This window comes from Gordonia alkaliphila, assembly GCF_039542465.1.
In the GTDB taxonomy this organism is placed as follows: domain Bacteria; phylum Actinomycetota; class Actinomycetes; order Mycobacteriales; family Mycobacteriaceae; genus Gordonia; species Gordonia alkaliphila.
Window position 1 is genome coordinate 74,098 of sequence record NZ_BAABIE010000004.1, and the last position, 22,617, is coordinate 96,714.

At 69.6% G+C, this 22,617-nt stretch carries 24 protein-coding genes; 10 read left to right on the plus strand and 14 right to left on the minus strand.

All coding sequences use genetic code 11. The annotated features are described in order from the left end of the window. Positions 1–67: 67 nt before the first annotated feature. On the minus strand, positions 68–727 hold the full coding sequence (locus ABD989_RS05845) for a PaaI family thioesterase (protein ID WP_345312759.1): 660 nt from the start codon (positions 725–727) through the stop codon (positions 68–70). A gap of 64 nt (positions 728–791) precedes the next feature. Between ABD989_RS05845 and ABD989_RS05850 the strand changes: the two genes are divergently transcribed. Together ABD989_RS05850 and ABD989_RS05855 are read left to right on the plus strand one after the other, a co-directional pair. Further along, positions 792–1,736: a 1,4-dihydroxy-2-naphthoyl-CoA synthase gene (locus ABD989_RS05850; RefSeq protein ID WP_345312760.1), complete on the plus strand. Its 945-nt coding sequence runs from the start codon at positions 792–794 to the stop codon at positions 1,734–1,736. A gap of 19 nt (positions 1,737–1,755) precedes the next feature. Beyond that, positions 1,756–2,247, plus strand: coding sequence for an SRPBCC family protein (locus ABD989_RS05855; protein WP_345312761.1), 492 nt, complete (start codon positions 1,756–1,758; stop codon positions 2,245–2,247). A 74-nt stretch (positions 2,248–2,321) separates the two neighbouring features. On the opposite strand, the gene ABD989_RS05860 is transcribed toward ABD989_RS05855, so the two are convergent. Continuing rightward, positions 2,322–3,374, minus strand: coding sequence for an LLM class F420-dependent oxidoreductase (locus tag ABD989_RS05860; RefSeq protein WP_372493278.1), 1,053 nt, complete (start codon positions 3,372–3,374; stop codon positions 2,322–2,324). A 256-nt stretch (positions 3,375–3,630) separates the two neighbouring features. On the opposite strand from ABD989_RS05860, the gene ABD989_RS05865 reads away from it, so the two are divergent. Genes ABD989_RS05865 through ABD989_RS05880 form a run of 4 tightly spaced genes read left to right on the plus strand, consistent with a single transcriptional unit; the run spans position 3,631 to position 7,617 of the window. Further along, entirely contained in the window at positions 3,631–4,869 is a 1,239-nt protein-coding gene (locus ABD989_RS05865) for an inorganic phosphate transporter (RefSeq protein WP_345312762.1), read from the plus strand. Between the two features lie 28 nt (positions 4,870–4,897). Continuing rightward, on the plus strand, positions 4,898–5,182 hold the full coding sequence (locus tag ABD989_RS05870) for a hypothetical protein (RefSeq protein ID WP_246992255.1): 285 nt from the start codon (positions 4,898–4,900) through the stop codon (positions 5,180–5,182). A gap of 4 nt (positions 5,183–5,186) precedes the next feature. Then, positions 5,187–6,398, plus strand: coding sequence for an o-succinylbenzoate--CoA ligase (gene menE, locus ABD989_RS05875; protein WP_345312763.1), 1,212 nt, complete (start codon positions 5,187–5,189; stop codon positions 6,396–6,398). A gap of 31 nt (positions 6,399–6,429) precedes the next feature. Next, entirely contained in the window at positions 6,430–7,617 is a 1,188-nt protein-coding gene (locus tag ABD989_RS05880) for an ATP-grasp domain-containing protein (RefSeq protein ID WP_345312764.1), read from the plus strand. An 84-nt stretch (positions 7,618–7,701) separates the two neighbouring features. On the opposite strand, the gene ABD989_RS05885 is transcribed toward ABD989_RS05880, so the two are convergent. After that, on the minus strand, positions 7,702–8,052 hold the full coding sequence (locus ABD989_RS05885) for a Fe-S protein (protein ID WP_345312765.1): 351 nt from the start codon (positions 8,050–8,052) through the stop codon (positions 7,702–7,704). A 34-nt stretch (positions 8,053–8,086) separates the two neighbouring features. Then, positions 8,087–9,367, minus strand: coding sequence for a PE-PPE domain-containing protein (locus ABD989_RS05890; RefSeq protein WP_345312766.1), 1,281 nt, complete (start codon positions 9,365–9,367; stop codon positions 8,087–8,089). 120 nt (positions 9,368–9,487) lie between these two features. On the opposite strand from ABD989_RS05890, the gene ABD989_RS05895 reads away from it, so the two are divergent. Beyond that, on the plus strand, positions 9,488–10,360 hold the full coding sequence (locus ABD989_RS05895) for a 1,4-dihydroxy-2-naphthoate polyprenyltransferase (protein WP_345312767.1): 873 nt from the start codon (positions 9,488–9,490) through the stop codon (positions 10,358–10,360). 135 nt (positions 10,361–10,495) lie between these two features. Continuing rightward, on the plus strand, positions 10,496–11,335 hold the full coding sequence (locus ABD989_RS05900; RefSeq protein ID WP_345312768.1) for a hypothetical protein: 840 nt from the start codon (positions 10,496–10,498) through the stop codon (positions 11,333–11,335). Positions 11,336–11,468: 133 nt separating this feature from the next. Here ABD989_RS05900 and ABD989_RS05905 read toward each other — a convergent pair whose 3' ends face one another. Genes ABD989_RS05905 through ABD989_RS05915 form a run of 3 tightly spaced genes read right to left on the minus strand, consistent with a single transcriptional unit; the run spans position 11,469 to position 15,005 of the window. After that, positions 11,469–13,994 carry an ABC transporter permease gene (locus ABD989_RS05905; protein WP_345312769.1) on the minus strand — a complete coding sequence of 842 codons (2,526 nt, stop codon included), beginning with the start codon at positions 13,992–13,994 and terminating at the stop codon, positions 11,469–11,471. Further along, complete coding sequence (locus tag ABD989_RS05910; RefSeq protein ID WP_345312865.1) at positions 13,991–14,620, minus strand: ABC transporter ATP-binding protein; 630 nt, start codon at positions 14,618–14,620, stop codon at positions 13,991–13,993. Before ABD989_RS05910 ends, ABD989_RS05905 begins: the two co-directional genes overlap by 4 nt. Positions 14,621–14,666: 46 nt before the next feature. Continuing rightward, positions 14,667–15,005, minus strand: coding sequence for a DUF4229 domain-containing protein (locus ABD989_RS05915; protein WP_246992273.1), 339 nt, complete (start codon positions 15,003–15,005; stop codon positions 14,667–14,669). A gap of 176 nt (positions 15,006–15,181) precedes the next feature. Between ABD989_RS05915 and ABD989_RS05920 the strand changes: the two genes are divergently transcribed. Next, the gene (locus ABD989_RS05920; protein ID WP_246992275.1) at positions 15,182–15,385 is read left to right on the plus strand and encodes a BldC family transcriptional regulator; all 204 of its coding nucleotides are present in this window, start codon (positions 15,182–15,184) and stop codon (positions 15,383–15,385) included. Positions 15,386–15,413: 28 nt separating this feature from the next. Next, positions 15,414–15,566 carry a hypothetical protein gene (locus tag ABD989_RS05925; RefSeq protein WP_246992277.1) on the plus strand — a complete coding sequence of 51 codons (153 nt, stop codon included), beginning with the start codon at positions 15,414–15,416 and terminating at the stop codon, positions 15,564–15,566. A gap of 43 nt (positions 15,567–15,609) precedes the next feature. Here ABD989_RS05925 and ABD989_RS05930 read toward each other — a convergent pair whose 3' ends face one another. Genes ABD989_RS05930 through hemL form a run of 7 tightly spaced genes read right to left on the minus strand, consistent with a single transcriptional unit; the run spans position 15,610 to position 22,545 of the window. Beyond that, complete coding sequence (locus tag ABD989_RS05930) at positions 15,610–16,458, minus strand: 3-hydroxybutyryl-CoA dehydrogenase (RefSeq protein WP_345312770.1); 849 nt, start codon at positions 16,456–16,458, stop codon at positions 15,610–15,612. Between the two features lie 47 nt (positions 16,459–16,505). Then, positions 16,506–17,519, minus strand: a complete 1,014-nt coding sequence (gene ccsB, locus ABD989_RS05935) for a c-type cytochrome biogenesis protein CcsB (RefSeq protein WP_246992279.1) — start codon at positions 17,517–17,519, stop codon at positions 16,506–16,508. 33 nt (positions 17,520–17,552) lie between these two features. Continuing rightward, positions 17,553–19,184, minus strand: a complete 1,632-nt coding sequence (resB, locus tag ABD989_RS05940; protein ID WP_345312771.1) for a cytochrome c biogenesis protein ResB — start codon at positions 19,182–19,184, stop codon at positions 17,553–17,555. Beyond that, positions 19,181–19,984: a cytochrome c biogenesis CcdA family protein gene (locus ABD989_RS05945; RefSeq protein ID WP_246992282.1), complete on the minus strand. Its 804-nt coding sequence runs from the start codon at positions 19,982–19,984 to the stop codon at positions 19,181–19,183. The genes resB and ABD989_RS05945 overlap by 4 nt, the downstream gene beginning before the upstream one ends. After that, on the minus strand, positions 19,981–20,568 hold the full coding sequence (locus ABD989_RS05950; RefSeq protein ID WP_345312772.1) for a TlpA family protein disulfide reductase: 588 nt from the start codon (positions 20,566–20,568) through the stop codon (positions 19,981–19,983). The genes ABD989_RS05945 and ABD989_RS05950 overlap by 4 nt, the downstream gene beginning before the upstream one ends. Before the next feature lie 11 nt (positions 20,569–20,579). Then, on the minus strand, positions 20,580–21,206 hold the full coding sequence (locus tag ABD989_RS05955) for a histidine phosphatase family protein (protein WP_246992284.1): 627 nt from the start codon (positions 21,204–21,206) through the stop codon (positions 20,580–20,582). A gap of 1 nt (position 21,207) precedes the next feature. Continuing rightward, positions 21,208–22,545 carry a glutamate-1-semialdehyde 2,1-aminomutase gene (hemL, locus tag ABD989_RS05960; protein ID WP_246992286.1) on the minus strand — a complete coding sequence of 446 codons (1,338 nt, stop codon included), beginning with the start codon at positions 22,543–22,545 and terminating at the stop codon, positions 21,208–21,210. Positions 22,546–22,617: the final 72 nt, after the last annotated feature.

Sequence of the window (22,617 nt, forward strand, 5' to 3'; positions counted from 1 at the left end):
GTTGTGGTGCTCTGATGACCACAACCTCATACTCTGTGCGGCGACGGCGCGCCCGCGCCGAGGTGAGCTACGCCTGGCCGGGGCGGAGCTGGATGAACAGTGCTTCCATGTCGGCGCAGAGGCGGTCGCCGTCGTGCAGGGTGCCCTTGACGAAGACCTTGCGGCCCTCGAGGCGGTCCACCCAGGTCTTCAGAGTCAGCGGCGTCTCCAGCGGCGTCAGCGACCGGTAGTTCACCGTCAGGTAGCCGGTGCGCGCGATCCCGTGGATGTGCAGCGCTGCGGCCATGCCGCCGAGGTCGTCGAACACCACCGCGACGTGCCCGCCGTGCGCCACGCCGTTACCGCCGAGGTGGAAGCGACGGAACTCGACCTTGGCCTCGACGCCGTCTTCACCGCCGTCGATCACCTCGTACGGGGGCAGCGTGATGTTGCCGCGCGAGGGCAGATCGACGCGGGTGCCGGACGGGCTGTGCCACTCGTCCACCAGCAGGGTGTCGAGCTTGGCGTTGAACGCCTTGAGGTCGTCGATGATCTCGTCGGTCAGGTCCGGGGTGGGGCTGGCGTAGCGCATCTTGTCCATGAAGGTGCGCACCTGCTCGATCAGCTCGCCGTACCGCGGGCCGCCGCGCTCGGTGGTCACCTCGAACTCCGCCCGGAAGCCGCCCTCGAGCGGAGACTCCTGCGTCGCGGGAACGTTCCACTTCTGGTCCACCGGTGCACCCTTCATCGTCTCAAGGTATCCGCTGACGCGCCGAGCGCCCGCTCGGGGTGGTGGCGATAGGCTCGGGCGCATGACTTCGCCATTCGATCCCACCCAGTGGAAGGCCGTCGACGGCTTCTCCGACCTGACCGACATCACCTACCACCGCCACGTCGGCGAGGGCCGGGCCAACGGCATCGTCCGTATCGCCTTCGACCGCCCGGAGGTCCGCAACGCCTTCCGCCCGCACACCGTCGACGAGCTCTACCGCGCACTCGATCACGCGCGCCGCTCCCCCGACGTCGGCACCGTGCTGCTGACCGGCAACGGCCCCAGCCCCAAGGACGGCGGCTGGGCCTTCTGCAGCGGCGGCGACCAGCGCATCCGCGGACGCAGCGGCTACCAGTACGCCACCTCGCACGACTCCGACGTCGCCGCGGCCACCGTCGACTCGGTGGATGCCAACCGCGTCAAGGCCGAGGGCGGCCGCCTGCACATCCTCGAGGTGCAGCGCCTGATCCGCACCATGCCCAAGGTGGTCATCGCCGTGGTCAACGGCTGGGCGGCCGGCGGCGGCCACTCGCTGCACTCGGTCTGCGACCTGACCCTGGCCTCGCGCGAGCACGCCCGGTTCAAGCAGACCGACGCCGACGTGGGCTCGTTCGACGGCGGCTACGGCAGCGCCTACCTCGCCAAGCAGGTGGGGCAGAAGTTCGCCCGCGAGATCTTCTTCCTCGGCGAGGCCTACGACGCCGAGACCATGCACCGGATGGGCGCGGTGAACCGCGTCGTCGACCACGCCGACCTGGAGAAGACCGCCATCGAGTGGGGCCGCACCATCAATGGCAAGTCGCCCACCGCGCAGCGCATGCTCAAGTTCGCCTTCAACCTGACCGACGACGGCCTGATGGGCCAGCAGGTCTTCGCCGGCGAGGCCACCCGCCTGGCCTACATGACCGACGAGGCCGTCGAGGGCCGCGACTCCTTCCTCGAGAAGCGCGACCCCGACTGGTCCGACCACCCGTACTACTACTGACCGAAGGAAAACCATCACCGTGCGACTGCGCGACAACCCGATCATCGAAGTGAGCCGCAAGCTCGACTGCACGCCGGAGCAGGCGTGGGCCCTGGTCACCGACATCGCCCTGCCCACCCGGGCCGACGGCGAACTGGTGGGCGTCGAATGGCTCGACGACGCCGACGCCGTGGCGGTGGGCGCCCGCTTCGCCGGCCACAACCGCAACGAGGTCCTCGGCGAATGGACCACCACGTCGGTGGTCACCGAGGTGGAGGACGGCCGACGCTGGGTGTGGTCGGTGGGCACCGACGACGCCGAGCCCTGGGCCCTCTGGGGATTCGAGGTGGACCCGGCGCGCGAGGGCGTCGTGGTGCGCCAGTGGGGCCGCTTCGGTCCCGGCGACTCGCCGCTGCGCGGCATGATCGCGGCGCAGCCGGAGAAGGAGGCCCGCATCATCGCCGGCCGGATGGCCGTGTGGCAGGCCGGCATGGAAGCCAACCTGGCGGCCCTGGCCGCCGCCCTGGACTGACCCGAACCGTCTCAGCGAAAACGACGACGCCGCTCCCCCGATCGAGGGAGCGGCGTCGTCGTCGGTCGGGTCGGTCAGGCCATCATCTCCGCGAGCGCGGCCATCGTCTCGACCCGCTCGGCGTGGGTGTGGGCCACCGGCGAGCCCAGCATCACGCCCACCCCGGCGCTGCGGAAGGCCTCCACGCGCTCAGCGACGTGACTCTTGGGGCCGATCAGGCTCATCGCGCGCACCAACTCGTCGGGCACGGCCGCGGCGGCCTCCTGCTTGCGGCCGTCGAGGTACAGGTCCTGAATCAGCTTGGCCTCGTCGACGTAGCCGTACCGCTGCACCAGCGAGTTGTAGAAGTTCTTGCCGCGCGCACCCATGCCGCCGATGTACAGCGCCATGTGGTGCCGCACGCCCATCAGCGCCTGCTCGGCCAGCTCGACGTCGTCGGTGACGAGGGCGGCGCTCTGCACCACCAGCTTCAGGGGCGCCAGGGACGGATCACGCTTGGCGTTGCCTGCCGCCAGCGCCGGACCGAACGCGGCGTCGACGAAGTCGGGATGCACCAGGAACGGCTGCAGTTCGTCGTAGAGCTCGGCGGCCAGTTCGACGTTCTTCGGGCCGATCGCGGCCAGCAGCATCGGGATGCGCTCCCGCACCGGGTGATTGATGATCTTGAGCGCCTTGCCCAGCCCGCTGCCGCCGTGCTCGGGCGTGAGCGGCAGGTGGTAGTGCTTGCCGTCGTACTCGAGGCGGTCGCGACGCCACACCATGCGGCAGATCTCCGCGGTCTCGCGGGCGCGGCCGAGCGGGTAGTCGTACTTGACGCCGTGGAAGCCCTCGATCACCTGGGGGCCGGACGCGCCGATGCCGAGGATGAAGCGGCCACCGCTGACATAATCCAGGCCGGCCGCGGTCATCGCCAGGTTGGTGGGCGTGCGCGAATACATCGGCAGGATGCCGGTCTGCAGCTCCATGGTGGTGGTGCGCGCGGCGATGTAGCCGAGCTGCGACACGGCGTCGAAGCTGTACGCTTCGGGCACCATCACGCGCTGCACTCCGACGCCCTCGAAGTCGGCGAGGTTCTCGATCGTCTCGCGGAAGTCTCCCGCGTAATTGATGGGCATCCCGAGTGTCATCGTCATGGCTGGCATTGTGCCACCGCGCCGTCGACCCCGTTTCGCGCGCTCCCCGCGACCTGGGATACACCGCGTGTTCACCGTCAGTTCAGGCGGCGGGGAGACAATCCCCACGAACTCGGCGAAGGCTCGGCCACGGCAGGGTTAACACTCGGTAAATTAGTGCGAATTGAAAGCAAACGCGCTGGTCAAGACCATAGTCCCGAGTTTCTCGGTAATTACCGAAATCGTCGGCGCAGGCCCCATAGTGGTCTCCATGAGCGGAGAGATGCTGATTCTTGTGCTGTTGATCGTGACAGCACTCGGATTCGACTTCACCAACGGCTTTCACGACACCGGCAACGCCATGGCGACGTCGATCGCGACCGGCGCCCTGAAGCCCAAGACGGCGGTGTCGATCTCGGCGATCCTGAACCTGATCGGCGCCTTCCTGTCGGTGCAGGTGGCGGCGACCATCACCAAGGACGTGCTGAAGATTCAGCAGCCCGACGGCCAGTTCGTCTCCGGGCTCGACGTGAACGCCGCCCTCATCATCATCTTCGCCGGCCTCATCGGCGCCATCCTGTGGAATCTCGCGACCTGGCTGTTCGGCCTGCCGTCGAGTTCCTCGCACGCACTCTTCGGCGGCCTCGTCGGCGCCGGCCTCGCCGCCCTCGGCACCGCGGGCGTCAACTGGTCCGGCGTCTTCGCCAAGATCATCCTGCCCGCGCTCTTCGCCCCGGTCATCGCCGCGCTGGTCGCCACCGTCGGCACCGTGCTCATCTACGGCATCACCAAGGCCATCTCCGCCCGCCACCAGGAGCAGGGCTTCAAGATCGGCCAGATCACCACCGCCTCCCTGGTCTCGCTGGCGCACGGCACCGGCGACGCGCAGAAGACGATGGGCGTGATCGCCATGGCGCTGATCGCCACCAACCACCTCGACGCCGATTCCGTGCAGCACGGCCTACCGTTCTGGGTGGTCTTCAGCTGCGCCGCCGCCATCGCCCTGGGCACCTACCTCGGCGGCTGGCGCATCATCCGCGCACTCGGCAAGGGCCTGATCGACATCAGCCCGCCGCAGGGCATGGCCGCGCAGTCGTCGTCGGCCGCCATCATCCTCACCTCGTCGGTGGCCGGTATGGCCCTGTCGACCACGCACGTGGCGACCGGTTCGATCATCGGCGCCGGATTGGGCCGCAAGGGCTCCAACGTCCGCTGGTCGGTGGCCGGCCGCATGGTCCTGGCCTGGGTCACCACCCTGCCCGCCGCCGGACTCGTCGGCGCGCTCTGCTTCTGGCTGGCCCACGGTATCGGCGATGTCGCCGGCGCCATCACCATCTTCGCGATCCTCGTGGTGCTCTCGGCGTTCATGTACTGGCGCGCGCAGCACGAGAAGATCGACGCCAACAACGTCAACACCGAGTGGGACGACGAGATCGCCGAGACACCCATCGACCTCGAACTGGGCGACGAGCCCGCCACCTCCCCGACCGCCCCGGCGGCGCAGGCATGAACCGGCCGACGCGACAAGGAAACCTGACATGGACTTCGTGACCTCCATCCTCCGCGTCCTCGCGGTGGGCCTGCTGCTCGGCGCCGGACTGCCCGCCCTCTTCGGCGTCGGCATGCGTCTGGTCGGCATGGGCAGCGCCGACCCCGCCCCCGACGGCACCCTGACCGGCGGCAACGCCGCCCTGCGTTACCTCGGCTACCTGATCTACGCCGTGGTCGGCGCGATCATTCTGGTGAGCATCCTGTGGATCGCGCGCCAGACGCTCCTCTACTACTTCGACATCAAGATCTTCCCGGCCTTCGCGTACAAGTAGCGGTATGCGACTGCTGCAACCCCTGCCGCTGCCGGCCGGACCGGCCGTCCTCGACGCCCGCCCGGAACTGCTCGCGCTGCTCGACGGCGCGGCCGCGTTCCTGCCGCTGCCCGCCGACGCACCCGACGCCGCCGACGCGTTGGCGACCAGCCTGCGCGTCGGTAGGCCGATCGACGAACGCTGCGCCCTGGTGGTGTCGACGTCGGGCACCACCGGCACCCCCAAGGGCGCGCTGCACTCCGCCGCCACCCTGCGGGCCTCGGCGGAGGCCACCGCGCAGGCGCTCGGCGGACCGGGCGGCTGGCTGCTGGCGCTGCCGCCGCACCACATCGCGGGCCTGCAGGTGCTGCTGCGGTCGTTGGCAGCCGGGTACGACCCCGTGGTGCTCGACGTCTCCGACGGCTTCGATCCGTCGACGCTCCCGGCGGCCGTCGCCGCGATGACCGGTCCGCGCCGCTACACGTCCCTGGTGCCGCTGCAGCTGCGCAAGGCCCTCGCCGACCCCGCCGCCATCCGCGCGCTCGCCGAGCTGGACGCGATTCTGGTCGGCGGCGCCGGCACCCCGCCCGCGCTGGCCGCCGCCGCCCGCGACGCAGGCTTGGCGATCACCACCACCTACGGGATGAGCGAGACCGCGGGCGGCTGCGTGTACGACGGGATTCCGCTGCCCGGTGTGCAGGTGCGCCTGCGCGACGTCGATCCGCACACCGCGATCGGCCGCGTCGAGCTGGGCGGCCCGACGGTGGCCCTCGGCTACCGCGACCTACCCGACCACCCGGCCTTCGCCGCACCCGGCTGGTTCCGCACCGACGACCTGGGGACGCTCACCGACGGTGTGCTCGCCCTCGTCGGCCGCGCCGACGAGGCCGTCTCCACCGGCGCGCTCACCGTGGTCCCCCAGGTGGTCGAAGCGGTGATCGAAACCCTCGACGGCGTCGCCGCGTGCGCGGTCTTCGGGGTGCCCGACGAACGCCTGGGTCAGGCGGTGGCCGTCGCCGTAGTGCCCGACGGCGACGGGCCGGACGTCGACGCACTGACCGCGGCGGTGGCCGAACGCCTCGACCGATACGCGGCGCCCCGACACGTGCTGCTGGTCGACGAACTCCCCGTGCGCGGTCCCGGAAAGCTGGATCGTCGCGACCTGCAGCGCCGATATCGTGACGTGACCGCCACGGGCTTGCGCCACACCGGCCGCGTAATCGATCTCCGACGTTAAGTAGGCCGACCCTGACTGTTAGGTTGGTGCCATGGCAGCAGACACCCCCCGAATCCTGGTGACCAGCGCTCGCATGCCTTTCGCGGTCGACGAGATCCACAAGCTCGGCGAGGAGATCGGCCACTCGGTCATCGCCACCGACACCTTCAAGCAGTCCCCCGGCATGCACTCCAAGGGCGCCGACCAGGCCATCGTGACCCGGCCGCCGACCCAGGATCCGGACGGCTTCGTCGAGGACGTCATCGCGATCATCGACGAGCACAAGGTGGACTGGGTCCTCCCGATGTTCGAAGAGGTCTTCTACCTCGCCGCCAATCGCACGAAGGTCCAGGGCGACCGCGACGTGACCCTGTTCTACCCCGAGCTCGACGCCCTGCTCGAGGTGAACGACAAGTCCACGTTCGCCGAGCTGTGCAAGCGCCTGGAGCTGCCGCTGGCCGAGACCATCGTCTGCACCACGCCGGAGGAGTTCGTCGCCGCGACGCAGCGCTGGGAGCACTGGTTCGGCCGCGCCACCTTCGGCCGCGGCGGCCTGGACGTGATCACCAACACCGGTCCGCTGGCCGGTGAGACCGCCGTCGAGGACATCAAGCCCACCGAGCAGGATCCGTGGCTGGTGCAGGAGTTCCTGGTCGGCACCGACCGCTGTAGCTGGAGCATCGTCCACGAAGGCGAAGTGGTGCTGCACGCGACCTACGAGCATCCGCTGGCGATCGACGACCGCGGCGGCATCGTCTTCGCGTCCGTCGATTCCCCGGAGTCGTTGGCGGCCACCCAGAAGATCGCCAAGGAGCTCAACTGGACCGGGCAGATCAGCATGGACTACCTGGTGACCGAGGACGGCACGCACTACATGGTCGAATGCAACCCGCGCCCCACCGCCGGCTGCACCATCGCGACCGCCGAAGAGCTCGACACCGCACTGTTCCGGCCGGACGGACTCGTCGTGGTGCCGGCCGGCCGCAAGAAGATGATCAAGGCCGCCGTCCTCCGGGACGCACTGCTGCACCCGTCCCGCGCCAAGGGCGACTTCGCCGCCGCCAAGGGCGCCAAGGGCGTGTACGACCAGCGCAAGGACCACATGCCGCTGATCTATTCGGCGCTGAGCCTGCGCCACGTGCTCGCCTACCGCAAGGCGCTGGGTATCGAGCGCAACAAGGAGCAGTTGGTGGCCGCGCAGTTCTTCGACATCCTGTACGACGGTTCGCCCCTGAGCTAAGCCTTCGGTACTGAAGAATTCGGCTCCCGCCCCGGTGTTCGCACCGGAGCGGGAGCCGAATCAGTTGCCGACTGTGTCAGCGAGTCACCAGAGGACTGCGACCGACGTCGCCGCCACCGAGACTAGCACTGCGGTCCAGAACAGCGGCGGGCCGACCGGCTCGCCGGACTTGCGCTGCTTGGCCATGCCCATGCCGAGGATGGCGCCGAGCACCACCAGCAGGACCACCTTGGTGACGATCTTCGGGTAGTTCGGCTCGAAGTCACCGAACGGCGCCGACAGGATCACGCCGGTGACCAGCGACACCGCCAGACCGATGTTCATCGGGACGTTGAACTCGAAGCGCTTGCGGTAGGCGGCCTCCAGCAGCGCACCGAGCGTCATCGCGAAACCGATCAGGTGAATAACAACGATTACGTGGCGTAGTACATCCATGCCCACAGCATAGTGCCAGGTCGGGGGCGGACGCCTATTCGAGCTCGGCCCCCGGCTGCTCGACGACCTGGGAATTCGCCGATTCGGACAACACCGGGGCAGCCGGAGTCTCCGGAGTCTCCGGCGGAGTCTCCGGCGACTGATCCTCGAGGCGATGCTTGCCGTGGTAGAGCTCCGTGGAAATCTCGGCGACCGGTACCGGCTCCGCCGGCCTCGGGTCGTCCTGCGTCACCTGCACGCCGCCGCGCGTGTTCTCGGTGCCCGGGGTGTCCAGCTTGTAGAACAGCTCCGCCTGACGATCCCAGCGCGCGAGGTCGTCGGCGTCGTAGTCGATGCCGAGCGCGTCGTAGAGCTGCGCGTTGACCAGGGCCAGCGGATGCTCGGTGTCGTACACGAGGTAGGTGGTGTTGCCGTCGGCGCTGTACATCACCGTCGGTTCGCCGAGCTCGTCGAGGTTGGCGTACTGACCGTCCGCCTGCGAGTGGATGGCGAGGAAGCCCGCCGCGTTGACCAGCAGCGACGACGCGGGGCGGTACCACCGGAACTGCCAGTCGGCGACCGGGTCGCCGGCGACGATCACCGCGACCACCTGGGCGTCGCCGGTCTTGCCCGGGTCGCGGGCGCCGTTGTTGTCGATGTCGAGGACGCCGAGGATCGGCGTGAGCCACACGTTGCCGAGCGGCAGGTCGCCGGCCCAGCCCTTGAGGCCCCACGGGCCGCGCGGGTCGGAGACCAGCACGATCACCGAGTTCTCCCCGAGCTTCCCCTGCTCAGCGGCCTGCTCGGCGGCGTTGCCGAGCGCTTCCGAGCCCTGCGAGTAGCCGGTGTAGACCACGGTCCCGCCGTAGTTCTGCAGCGCCGCCATCACGGCGAGGTTGCCCGCGGTCGCGACGTCGGCCGACGACTGGTAGCCGGGTGCCAGCAGCGGCAGACCCAGCGCGGTGTCGGCCTTACCAGTGATGATCGGCCCGAAGGACTCCGGGTAGTTCACGTAGGCGGCGTCGTTCGGCCCGACGAGGCCGTCGACCCGCGGATGCAGGCCGGTGTCGTCGGTACCCGGCGTCACGACGACCACGGTGGGCGCGGAACCGGCCTTGATCAAGTTCTCCAGCTTGGCCGACGGAGCGGTGTCGGTTCCGCCCGGCTCCCAGGTGACGGTCCCGTCGGCGATCAACGTTTCCAGGCTCGACTGCGCAGCGGTCGGCGCGGGGGTCGTGGCCAGGGCCATCGGCGCAGCGACGCCCAGGCAGAGTGCGCACGACACCGCCGCCACGGCGGAGCGGCGGCGGACGGCAGTACGGGAGGAATGCGACATTTAACCATCTCAACAGTCTTTGCGTGGGAGGAATAGCGCCCATTCGGATGAATTTCACAGACCGTCGCACCGGCGGACCCGACGATCCGGAGGCTGTCGGGTCGATGGGAAGATCGACGGGTGGCAACAGTGACTCAGTGGATCGAGGGCGCCCGGCCCCGCACCCTTCCCAACGCGATCGCCCCGGTGGTGGTCGGCACCGGCGCGGCCGCCTACGTCGGCGAGGTGAGCTGGTGGAAGGCGGCGCTGGCGCTGGTGGTCGCCTTGGCGCTGATCATCGGCGTGAACTTCGCCAACGACTACTCCGACGGCATCCGCGGCACCGACGACGACCGAGTCGGCCCGCTGCGGCTGGTGGGCTCCGGCCTCGCCAGTCCGGGCGCGGTGAAGGCGGCCGCGTTCACCTGTTTCGGCATCGCCGCCGTCGCCGGTATCGCGGTGGCGGTGACCACCGCCTGGTGGCTGCTGGCCGTGGGCGCGATATGCATCCTGGGCGCCTGGTACTACACCGGCGGCAGCCGCCCGTACGGCTACGCCGGGTTCGGCGAGGTGGCGGTCTTCGTCTTCTTCGGTCTCGTCGCGGTCCTCGGCACCCAGTTCGTGGTAGCCGGAGAGGTGGACGTGGCCGGCCTGATGTGCGCGATCGCCATCGGCTGCTTCTCCAGCGCGGTGCTGGTGGCCAACAACCTGCGCGATATCCCCACCGACACCGAGTCCGGCAAGGTGACCCTGGCCGTCCGGCTCGGGGATCAACGCACCCGCACGCTGTTCGTGATCTTGATCTTCGTGCCGTTCCTCATCACCATGTGGGCGGGCGCGTTCACCGACTGGTGGGCCCTGTTCGGTCTGCTCGCCCTACCGCTCGCGGTGGTGGCGCTGCGCCCGATCACCGCCGGCGCCCAGGGCCGCGCCCTGATCCCGGCCCTGGCCGTCACCGGCATGGCCATGCTGGTGTGGGCCGTCGCCACCGGCGTGGCTCTCGGCCTGAGCTGACCCCACTTCCGGATCCGCGCGAATCGCCCCGGCTACGATTCGCGGCATGCGCCTGAATCCCCCGCCCGACTGGCCGCCGGTGCCGCCGGGCTGGATGCCTCCGCCCGGCTGGCAACCCCCGGCAGAGTGGGGCCCATGCCGCCGGGCTGGCAGTGGTTGGTGCCCGACGACGCACCTCCGCCGGAGCCCGCTGGGAAGGGCAAGCGCACCGGTGGGTGGGGTCGGGCGACCCGCGCCGCGATCGAGAATCCGCTGTGGACCACGCTCGGCGCGATCGTGGGCATCGTGGGCCTGGTGATCTCGGGTTTCCAGATCTACGAGGCGCTCAAGACCCCGCCCGTCGAGTTGGAGGTCGCGTCCGTCACGCTGGACGGCCGACAGAGCGTGGGCGCCGAGGTGACCGAGTCCGGCGGCCCGGATCCCGTGCAGACCTCCGTGGAGGTGACGCCGATCGATATCACGCTGCAGAACAAGGGCGGCGAACCGTCGCTGATCACCCGGATCGACGCCACCGTCGTCTACTTCCGACAGCTGCAGGACTGCACCGGTACCACGCCCGCACCCGGCCGGGCCGCCGCCGACTATCAGCTGAAGGTCCCACTGCACGACACCACGCTCGCCGAGAAGTCGATCACCACTGAGATCCGTTTCGAAGTGAAGCCCGACGCCGCCGACCGCATGGTCCTCACCCTCGGCCCCGACCTGCAGCCCGCCTACGCCACCGCGCCGATGGTGATGGCGGTGAAACTGGTGCTGGTGCACGACGACGATCAACGCAAGGAGATCGGCACCGTCTCCGTGGTCACCACCGCCGAAGCCGCCGAGGCACAGATCGCCGGCCCGCTGACCAGCCCCGAAGCCGGTCGGTGCGTCGCCGACAACCTCGCCGATCTCAACGAGATGTTCGCCATCCAGGCGACCCGGTCCAGCCTCCTGGATCGACTCCGCTCCACCTATCAGCGAGCAGCGAAGTAGACGTACCTGCTGCGGTTCCTCGTCGACCCCGAGTTCGTCCCGATCGCCGTCCGCTTCGAGCACTCCTCCTTCACCCACGCATGCCGGCGAGCTCGGTGTGCGGCATGGCGGAGCTCCCACCTGGGGCGCCGAGCTACTCGGAGAGGATCGATTCGGTGATGTTCATGCGCGACGCACGGGCCGCGGGCACGACGGCTCCGAGCAGACAGAGCGCGGCCGCAGCTGCAACATAACCCACCGTGGACCACAGCGGCTGGTAGACGATGTCGATCGACGTGGTCTCGGTGAGAATCCGGTCGGCCACCACGTGCAGCCCCGAGCCCATCACCAGGCCGACGGCCGCGCCGACGATCGCCACCGACCCGGCTTCGGCCAGCACCATGCGGATCACGAACCGCCGGGAGGCGCCCATCGCGCGCAGCACGCCGATCTCGCGGCGTCGTTCCAGCACCGACAGCAGCAGGGTGTTGAGCAGGGCGATGGCGGCCGCGGCGGCGACGATCCACTGGATCGCGACGGTGAACGCACCCGCCTGCTCCACGGTGGCCTGGGTGGCCTGTAGCGCTTCGGCGCCGGTGTAGACGTGCACCGGCCGATTCCCGGCACCGGGATAGTCGGCGACGATGCGCGTCAGCTCCCGTTGGAGCTGCGCGCGGTCGGCGCCCGGTTCGGTGAAGATCTGCAGGTAGGTGTCGCCGGGCCGCTGGAACCACTGGGCCAGCAGCGTCTGCGAGATACCCGCGGTGCCGGAGTCGATGGTCACGTAGTTCACCGTGTCCCGCACCACCAGCTCGTGGTAGCCGGTGGGGGTGGCGAGCCGCAGCGTGTCGCCCACCTGCACGTCGAGGGTGCGGGCCAGCACGCGGGAGATCAGGATGCCGTCGCCGTCGAGCGTCTGTTGCACTGCTTCGGGGGTGGCCTTGTGTAGGAACGGTGCGGCCGCACCCGGCTCCAGGCCCTGCAGCATGGCCCGCGCCGAGCCGATGTTGACCGCGGCCCACTGGCCGCCGGCGATGCGCTCCACGCCGGGCAGTTGCGCGGCCTGCTCGGCGATCGCCGGGTTCAGTACCGGGCCCACCGGGATGTCGCTGGACGCGCGGGAGGAGACGTAGAGGTCCGGGTCGCTCAAGCCCTGCAGCGAGTTGCCGATGGACCCGACCATGTTGCTGAGCGCCCCGGAGATGCCCACACCCACGGCGATGGCGACGCCGACGGTCATCACCGTGGCCCACACCCGTCGGGGCGCGCGTTCACTGTTGATCGCCGCCAGTCGACCGGGTCCGGAGAAGCGCTGGGAGACGGCGACCACGGCGCGCACCAGCGGCTCGGTGAGACCGAAGAAGATCAGCAGCGCGCCCACCGCGTACACCGCGCCGGCCAGCAGCGCGGGCCGACCCTCCACGGTCAGCGTCATCACGAAGGCACCGGCCACCAGCGCCGCACCGAGCAGCCCGGTGGCCCACAGCAGTTTCCGGGCGGGTGGGGTCGCGTCGGCGGCCGCACCCGGCACCATGGCCTCCACCGGGGCCACCGCGAACACCGACCGCGCGGCCAGCGCGGTGGCCGCCACGCAGGCCAGCACGCAGGCGGCCACGGTGAGCGGGACCGCGTAGCCGGGCAGCGAGTAGGACACTTCCAGCGAGGCCGAGCCCACCGAACTGGGCAGCCGCCCCACCGCCCAGCGGCCGGCCAACCAGCCGACCGGAACGCCGAGCAGGCCACCGACCAGGCCGAAGATCGCCGACTCGGCGAGCAGGTCGGTCACCAGGTGGCGACGACGCGCGCCGAGCGCCCGAATCATCGCAAGCGACTGCCGCCGCGAGGCCACCGCCATGTTCATCGTGTTGAACACCAGGAACCCGGCGATGATCAGCGACACGAGCGACACCAGCAGCGTCGAGTCGCGGGTCACGGCGCTGGCCACCTCGGACTGCTTGACCCGGAAATCCGGATCGACGACGCTGGCCCGGCCGTCGACCACCGCGTCGACCTGCCTTGTCAGGGACGACTGGTCGACGCCGTCCTTCGGCACGATCATGATCGAGTCGACGGCCCCGTCCAGTCCGGCCAGGCGCTGCGCCAGCGGGAGGTACGCGAACACGAACCGGCCGCCGTTGAGGACCTTGGTCTGCGGGTCGTCGACCACCTGCAACACCCGCACCGCGGTGTCGCCGATGTCGACGGTCTGGCCCTGCCGCAGCCCGGTGCCCGATCCGACCACCACGCCGTCGGCGAGTTCGGCGGTGTCGACGGACTGACCGGAGTCGGCGAAGGCCGAGCGCAGCTGCGGCGACAGCGCGGTGACGCGCAGGTCCGAGCCGAGCAGAGTGGTGGGAACGCCGTCGATCAGCACCGTCCCGCGGATCAGCGGCACCACCGACTTGGCGTCGGGCACCGCGCTGCGGATCTGCCCGGCCAGCGCGGCGTCGACGCCGGTGTCGGCGATCGCCGCGACCTCCACGGTGGCCGCGCCGGCGAGGGCGGCGTTGAACTTGCGGACGCTGTCGGTCATCGAGCCGTAGGCGCCGAGGACGGCGATGAGCAGCCCGGAGGCCACCACCACGACGATCATCGAGGTGAACACCCGCAGTCGGTGCCCGGCCAGTTCGCGCAGGTTCAGCACTCGCACGCGGGTGAGTGCCGCCCCGAATGCGCTCACGTCACCTTGCCGTCGCGGACGGTGATCACTCGGTCGCTGAACTCGGCGGCGTTGTCGGCGTGCGTCACCATCAGGACCAGCCGATTCGGGTCGTCGTGCGCCACTTCCGCCAGGAGCGCCAGCACGTCGGCGCCGGTCTTGGAGTCGAGGTTGCCGGTGGGCTCGTCGGCCAGCAGGATGGTCGGATCCATGATCAGCGACCGCGCGATGGCCACGCGCTGCATCTGGCCGCCGGACAGCTCCGCCGGCCGGTGGTTGATCCGATCGCCCAACCCGACGCGTTCCATCAGTTCCACGGCGCGCGGCTTGGCCGACGCCAACGACGTGGAGTCGAGCAGCTTGGGCAGGGCCACGTTCTCCCACGCCGACAGTGTGGGCACCAGGTTGAAGAACTGGAAGATGAAGCCGACGCGATGGCGGCGGAAGGCGGAGGCGGCGTCGTCGTCGAGCGTGGCGAGATCGACGCCGTCGACGACGATGGAACCCGAGGTGGGAGTGTCGAGGGCGCCGAGGATGTGCAGCAGCGTCGACTTGCCCGCACCGGACGGACCGATCACCGAGACGAACTGACCGCCGTCCAGGCTCAGGCTGGCGCCGTCGAGGGCGCGCACCCGTTCGTCGCCCATCCGGTACTCGCGCACCAGATCGGTGGCTTCGACGAGTGCCACCGGGTCAGTCGTTGTCGCCGCGCAGCTGGGCGTGCAGGTCGGAACGCCGCGCCGCACGGTCGGCGTCGACCGCCGCGATCTGCGCATTGACCTTCAGCCGGATCGTCTTGAACGCGACCATGCCGATCGGCAGGGCGATCAGGACGCCGAACACGGCCGCCACCAGCACCGGCACCGTGATACCCACGAGCCAGCCGATCCCCCAGACGATCGCCGCGACCACGGCCACCAGACCGAAGCGCACCAGCGTGTACAGAGCCACCCAGCCGACCAGGGATCCGATGCTGGCCTCCGGTGCCGTCGTATCCGCTCCGGTGGTCGATCGTGCCTGGTCGTTCGTCATGACCCCAGCGTACGTGGTGCCGCCGCCGAGGCCGAACCGGAACCCGGCCAGTCGGACATTACCGACTCTTTACTGTTTCCTGACCATTCGAGCACCTGGCACTTATGGGTGTACTTCTGGAGGTGTCCCTACCGGACGAAATCACTCGCACCGAGAACGAAAAGGGGAGGATCGAGATGAGTATCGCGGAACATCCCATCATCACGCCGAGCATGGCCCGCCAGCACACCTTGACTCCGGGTCAAGTGGCCGAGATGTTCAATGTGAATCCGAAGACCGTGGCCCGCTGGGCCAGCACCGGCCTGCTGCCGTCCATTCGGACGCCCGGCGGTCACCGCCGCTTCCGCGAAGCCGACGTGGTGGAGTTGCTCAACCGCTGACCCCGCCGGGACAGGTACCCTCGGGGGCATGCTCTACATGTACCTACTGATCGTCGTCGCCGCGGTCGGCTACGTGCTGTGGAAAATGTCGCAGGCCCCGAAGGGCCCGGCCGGAACAGCGTCCCGGCGCGAGGCCCCTCGAGGCCCGGACGACGACCCGGAGTTCCTGCGGAAGCTCTGAATCGTCGTCAGATCATCGAGGGTCTGACTACTTCGAGGGTCGACTACTTCGAGTAATCGTAGAAGCCGCGCCCGGTCTTGCGGCCGAGGTAGCCGGCGTCGACCATGCGGCGCAGCAGCACCGGCGGCGCGTAGTGCGCCTGGCCGAACTCGGCGTACAGCGATTCGGCGACGGCCAGGCAGATGTCCAGACCGACGGTGTCGCTCAGACGCAGCGGACCCATCGGGTGGCCGCAGCCGCTGACCATGCCCTCGTCGATGTCCTCGGCGCTGGCGAAGCCGCTCTCGTACATCCGGATCGCGTTGGTCAGGTACGGCACCAGCAGCGCGTTCACGATGAAGCCGGACTGGTCCTTGGACTCGATGGTCCGCTTGCCCAGACCGTCGCGCGCGAAGTCGGCCACCTTGGTCACCACGGCCGGATCCACCTTGAGGGTGGTCACGATCTCCACCAGCGCCATCACCGGCACCGGGTTGAAGAAGTGCATGCCCAGGACACGCTCCGGGTGACGGGTGGCGTTGGCCAGCCGGATCACCGGGATCGACGACGTGTTGGTGGCGAGGATCGCGTCCTTGCTCACGATGTCGTCGAGCTTGTGAAAGTACTCCAGCTTCAGCGACTCGATCTCCGGCATGGCCTCGACCACCAGCTCGCAGTCGGCGAACGACTCCAGGTCGGTGGTGACGGTGATGCGATCGAGGGTCGCGGTGGACTCGTCCTCGGCCAGCTTGCCGGCCTTGACGGCGCGGGCCAGGCTCTTGGCGATGCGCTCGCGGGCGGCGTCGACGGCCTCCGCACGCTCGAGCACCCGCACGGTCGATCCGGCGCGGGCGACCACCTCGGCGATGCCGGCACCCATGGTGCCGCCGCCGATGACTCCGACGTTCTTCACACTTACTCCTCTTTTATCGTCTTATCGATAGTGACGCGCGGGCTGATTCACAGCCCGGCGTACGAATGCAGACCCGAGACCACCAGGTTGATGGCGAACAGGTTGAACAGCACCGACGCGAAGCCGGCGACGTTGATCCAGGCGGCGCCGGTGCGCCAGCCGGCGGTGGCGCGGGCGTGCAGGTACGCGGCGTAGATCACCCAGGAGATGAAGCTGACGGTCTCCTTGGGGTCCCAGCCCCAGTACCGGCCCCACGCGGATTCGGCCCAGATGGCGCCGAGGATGATGCCGATGCCCAGCAGCGGGAAGCCGACGACGACGCACTTGTAGGCCATCCGGTCGAGGGTTTCCTTGGACGGCAGCACCTCGGTGGCCGCCGGCCAGCGGTCCTTGACCAGGAAGAGGATGCTCAGCACACCGGAGACCACCATGATGCCCGAGGCGATCGAGATCACCGAGACGTGAATGGCCAGCCAGTACGACTTGAGGGCGGGCACCACCGGTGCCGCGTCGGCGTAGAGCGCGGTGCCGCCGAAGAACATCATCACGACGATCGGCAGCATCACGAAGCTCATCATCGGGCGGTACTTGACGCTGCGCAGCGCCACCAGGCCGCCGACGACGGCTGCGGCGCAGGTCACCGAGATGAACTCGTACATGTTGCCCCACGGCATGCGCTCGGTGGCCACACCGCGCAGCACGATCGACGCGATGTGCGCGATCAGGCCGACGAACACCACCGGATAGGTGGCGGCGCTGAGCGTGGCCGAGCGGCTGCGCCGCGGCTTCTTCGGGCCCTCGTCGATGCGGCCGGGCGTGCGGTCGCCGGCGATGGGCCCCGCGGGCCGATCCGCGCCGCCGCCACCGGCGTAGGCCAGCTCGGCGGGGGCCTCGGCCGGGGCGAGGGCCTCGCCCGCCGCGGTCTTCGTCTTGGCCGCCATGGCCAGCGAGACCAGGAACAGCACCATGGCCAAGAAGTAGACGACCAGGGCGACGGTGTAGAACTCGTCGGAGAGGCGACCGAGCGTCTCGTTGACGTACATGCCCGTATCAGTGTTCACGTGATCGATTCCTCGATTTCTTCCTCGTGCGGACTACAGTCCGCCCGGTCGGAGGCGTCCGCCTTCGACCAGTAGGGCTCGAGCTTGCTCGTCGAAGCCCTCTCCCCAGCCGGCTTGATCGGTACGAGCCAATCCGGCCACCTCAACTACAGTACGTCGTTGATCACCCTCGGTCACCGCCGGAACCAGGCGAATCCAGATGCGACGACGCCGCACCAGCATGGACACCAGCAGACCCGCGATCATCACGATGGCGGAGACCAGCACGGAGGTCTGACCGGGGTCGTGGGACACCTGCATGGACACCCAGCGGCGGTAGCCGTCGTAGGTGACCTTGGTGCCGTCGGGCAGGGTGGCGCTCTCCCCCTGCTTCAGGTTCACCGACGCCTTGCGCACCAGGCGACCCTGATCGATCAGTCGACGGTCGAGCTCGTAGACGCTCTGCGCCTGACCGGTGTCGAGGCCGGCGTCGCCCTGGTAGACGCGCACAGCCACCTGCGGATCGTTGACGATCGGTGACTGCGACAGCAGCAGGGTGGAGTGGAACGCGGGGTCCGGGGCGAACAGGCCGTCGACGGCGATCTGGTTCTTCCGGCGCTCGTCCTCGTCCGGAAACATGCCGGCCGGGGTCTCGAAGCGCATGGCCCCTTCGGACAGCATGGTCTGCGTGTCCTGCGGCAGGAACGGCGCCGTCTGGGTCCGGGTCTCCCCGTTCGGGAAGGTCACCGTGAAGGTGGGCGCGTAGCCGTTGCCGAGCACGTAGACACGGTCGCCGGCGACGCGCAGCGGCTCGTTGACGCGAATGGTGCCCTGCTCCCAGGTGTCCTGCGGCGACCGGATGTCGGTGGTGTAGCGGACCTGCGAGGTGTACATGTCGGGCTGGCCGGTATCGAGGAACTTGGCCTCGAAGTTCTCCACCTTCACGCAGAACTCGCTGAGGTCGGTGCCGTCGACCATGGCGCCGGCCCGGAAGGAGTCGTACACCGCGGTGGAGGTGTTGCACAGCATCTGGTCGTCGCCGGCCACCAGGATGCGGGTGCCCTCGTAGCCGAACATCTTGCCCGCGGCGATGGTCACCAGCAGCGCGAGCAGCGCGAAGTGGAAGGTCAGGTTGCCGAACTCACGCAGGTAGCCCTTCTCCGCGGACACCTCCACGGCGCCGTCCGGGTAGGCCTTGCTCGCCGGCAGCTCCCGCGTGGTGCGACGCCAGCCGCGCAGGTTGGCGGTGACCCGCTCGGCCAGTTCGGCGGGGGCGCCGTCGACCGTCTCGGTGATATGCCGCGGCAACCGCGTGAGGTTGCGCGGGGCGGGCACCGGCTGGGTGCGCAGCGCCTGGAAGTGCTCCCAGATCCGCGGCGTGAGGCAGCCGACCAGCGAGATGAACAGCAGCAGGTAGATCGCGGTGAACCAGCCGGAGCCGAAGACGTCGAACAGGCCGACCTTGTCCATCCAGACGCCGAGGGTGCCGCGGTCGGCGATGTACTGCGCGGTCTTGCCCTCGTTGAGGTCGCGCTGCGGCAGCAGGGCGCCCGGCACCGCGGCCAGCGCCAGCAGGAACAGCAGCACCAGCGCGGTGCGCATTGCGGTGAGCTCGCGCCACACCTTGCGCAACGGGGTCACCACGAACCGCTGCACCGGCGACGGACGGTAGGTCTTGGTGGTCATATCGGCAGCTCCACGTCAGAGATCATGGTGATCCGAATCCAGTCGACGATGTCGTTCCACCAGCCGAACAGCAGCAGCAGACCGACGCCGATCATCAGGACTCCACCCATCACCTGGATGGTTCGGGCGTTGCGGCGCAGGAAGCCGAGGCTGCGCACCGCCCACGCCGAAGAGAAGGCCAGCAGCAGGAACGGCAGGCCCAGGCCGATGCAGTAGGCGATGACCAGGGCGACGCCGCGCCAGGCCGTCATGCCCTCGGTGTTGGCGGCCACCACCAGCACCGCGCCCAGGGTGGCGCTGCTGCAGGGGATCCAGCCGACCGCGAAGACGCCGCCGAGCAGCGGTGCGCCCACCCAGTGCGAGACCCGGATGGGGTTCATCCGGTAGTCCTGCATCTTGATGGTGCCGATGAAGACCAGGCCCATCGCGATGGTCACCACGCCGCCGATGCGTTGCAGCAGCAGCATGCGCGACTGGTCGTAGAACGCGGTGGTGGCGCCGAACAGGGCCGACGTGGCCAGCACGTACACCACGGTGAAGCCGAGGACGAAGAGGAAGGCCGCGCCCACCACCCGCAGGCGGCCCTTCTTGGGCGGCTCCCCGGGCACCACGGCCGGCGCCTCGGCGCCGACCAGGCCCGCCAGGTACGACAGGTAGCCGGGCACGAGCGGCACGATGCACGGCGACGCGAACGAGATCAGACCCACCAGCACGCACACGCCGAGGCCGAGCAGCAGCGGCCCGGACGAGACGGTGTCGGCGAAGGTCTCGGCGACCCCCGCCACGTGCAGTGTGGTCATCGTGGGTCGACGTCCTCGGCCAGGACGCGCTGCACTTCGTCGTAGATCTCCTGCTCGCTGACCGCCTTGAGGTAGACGATCACCGGGCGCAGCTCACGGTCGAGGACCACCGTGGTCGGCACGGCGCCGACCGGCACGCCCAGCGCGGACAGCGTCTGCCCGCCGTAGTCGTAGATCGACGGGTAGGTGAGGCCGCGGTCGCGCGCGAAGTCCTGCGCCGAACCGCGGTTGTCGCGGAAGTTGATGCCGACCACCGCGGCGCCCTGATCCTTGACGCGCTGGTACACCTTCTCCAGCTCCGGGGCCTCCTTGCGGCACGGCGGGCACCACGACGCCCACACGTTGACCACCACGACCTCGCCCTTGTACGAGTCCAGGTTCACGGTGCCGTCGCCGAGCAGGTTCGGCCCGGAGACGTCGCCGATCGGCTTGCGGTCGGCCGGGTCGTAGGTGATCACGGTCTTGCCGCCCGGTGCGACGATCTGATTGGCGCCGCCCTGGACCACGGCGTCGTCGCCGGTGGCGCAGCCGGTCACCGCGAGCAGCAGCACCACGGCCGCGGCCAGGACCGAGAGGGAACGCACACTTCGCAACGTCACGCTCCGGTGATCCGCGGATCCGAGGCGCCGGCCGGTTCGGAGTAGACGATGTCGACGAGCTCGTCGCCGTCGTATACGAGACTGGTCAGCGAGGCGAGCGAGCACTGGCGGATGCGCGGGTCGTGCCAGAGGCGACGACCCTCCAGGAAGCGGCGCAGCGTGTACACCGGCAGCTGGTGGCTCACGCACACCACTTCGTGGCCGGCCGCGGTCTTGCGGGCCAGGGCGGCCGCCGACAGCATGCGGTGCGCGATCTGCAGGTACGGCTCGCCCCACGACGGGGTGAACGGGTCGCGCAGCTTGCTCCAGTGCCGCGGCTTGCTCAGCGCGCCGTCGCCCACCGAGACGCGCAGGCCCTCGAACTGGTTGTCGGCCTCGATGAGGTCGTCGTTGGTGATGATCTCCAGGCCGTGCGCGGCGGCGATCGGCGTGGCCGTCTCCTGCGCACGCTGCAGCGGCGAGGCGAAGACGGCGGCGATGTCGTGGCCGGCGAGGGCGTCGGCCACGGTCCGGGCCTGCGCCTGGCCGTTCTCGGCGAGCCGGAAGCCGGGGAGGCGCCCGTACAGGATCTGGTCCGGGTTGTGCACCTCACCGTGGCGCATCATGTGCACGATCGTCTTCATGTCAGTCCTGTCCGGGTGCGACGGCGGCGGCGGCCGCGGCGGCGGCAGCCGGAAGGGCATCGGCGAGGCGCGCGAAGTCGTCGTCGCTCAGTGCGGTGGAAACGAACCACGCCTCGAAGGCGCTGGGCGGCGGGTAGATGCCGCCGGCGAGGAGGGCGTGGAAGAACGGGGCGAACCGCCAGGTGTCGGTGGCCTTGACCCCGGCGTAGTCGACGATCGGCTGGTCGCTGTCGGTGAAGAAGACGCTGAACAGGTTGCCCGCGGCCTGCACGCGGTGGGCCACGCCGGCGGCGCTGAGCGCTTCGGTGAGCAGCTGCTGAACGCGCGCGGCGTTGGCGTCGAGCTGCGCGTACACCTCGTCGGTGGCCAGCGACAGCGTCGCGAGCCCGGCGGCGACGGCCACCGGATTCCCGGAGAGGGTGCCGGCCTGGTAGACGGGCCCGACCGGGGCGAGGTGATCCATCACGTCGGCGCGACCGCCGAACGCCGCGGCGGGCAGGCCGCCGCTCATCACCTTGCCGAAGGTGTACAGGTCGCCGGCCACGCCGTCGATCCCGTAGTAGCCGGAGCCGCTGACGCGGAAGCCGGTCATCACCTCGTCCATGATCAGCAGGGCGCCGTGGCGATCGGCCAGCGCGCGCAGCCCGGCGTTGAAGCCGGGGACGGGCGCGACGGCGCCCATGTTGCCCGCGGCGGCCTCGGTGATCACCGCGGCGATCGCGCCGGGGTGCGCCTCGAAGGCGGCCGCGACGGCGTCGAGGTCGTTGTAGGGCAGCACCAGGGTGTCGTGCGCGGCGGCGCCGGTGACGCCGGGCGAGGTGGGCAGGCCCAGGGTGGCGACGCCGGAGCCGGCGTCGGCGAGCAGCGCGTCGACGTGGCCGTGGTAGCAGCCGGAGAACTTGATGATCTTGCTGCGGCCGGTGAAGCCGCGGGCCAGGCGGACCGCCGACATGGTGGCCTCGGTGCCCGAGTTCACCAGGCGCACGCGCTGCACCGGGTCGACGCGCGCGGCGATGGCCTCGGCCAGCGCGATCTCCGCCTCGGTCGGGGCGCCGAAGCTGAGGCCGTGGAGGGCGGCCGAGCGCACTGCGTCGACCACTTCCGGGTGGGCGTGGCCCAGGATCATCGGGCCCCACGAGCAGACGAGGTCCACGTAGCGGTTGCCGTCGACGTCGACCAGCTGCGAGCCGGCGGCCTCGGCGATGAACCGCGGGGTGCCGCCGACCGCGGAGAAGGCCCGGACCGGGGAGTTGACACCGCCCGGAATGGATCGTGCGGCCCGTGCGAACAGTTCCGCACTCACGGGCGTGGCGGCGGACATGTCGACGGAGGGGACCATGAACTCCAGTGTTCCAAATGTTGGCGTGTGGACCCAATCGCGGTAGCCGTATTTCAGGCCCCTCACAGGTTC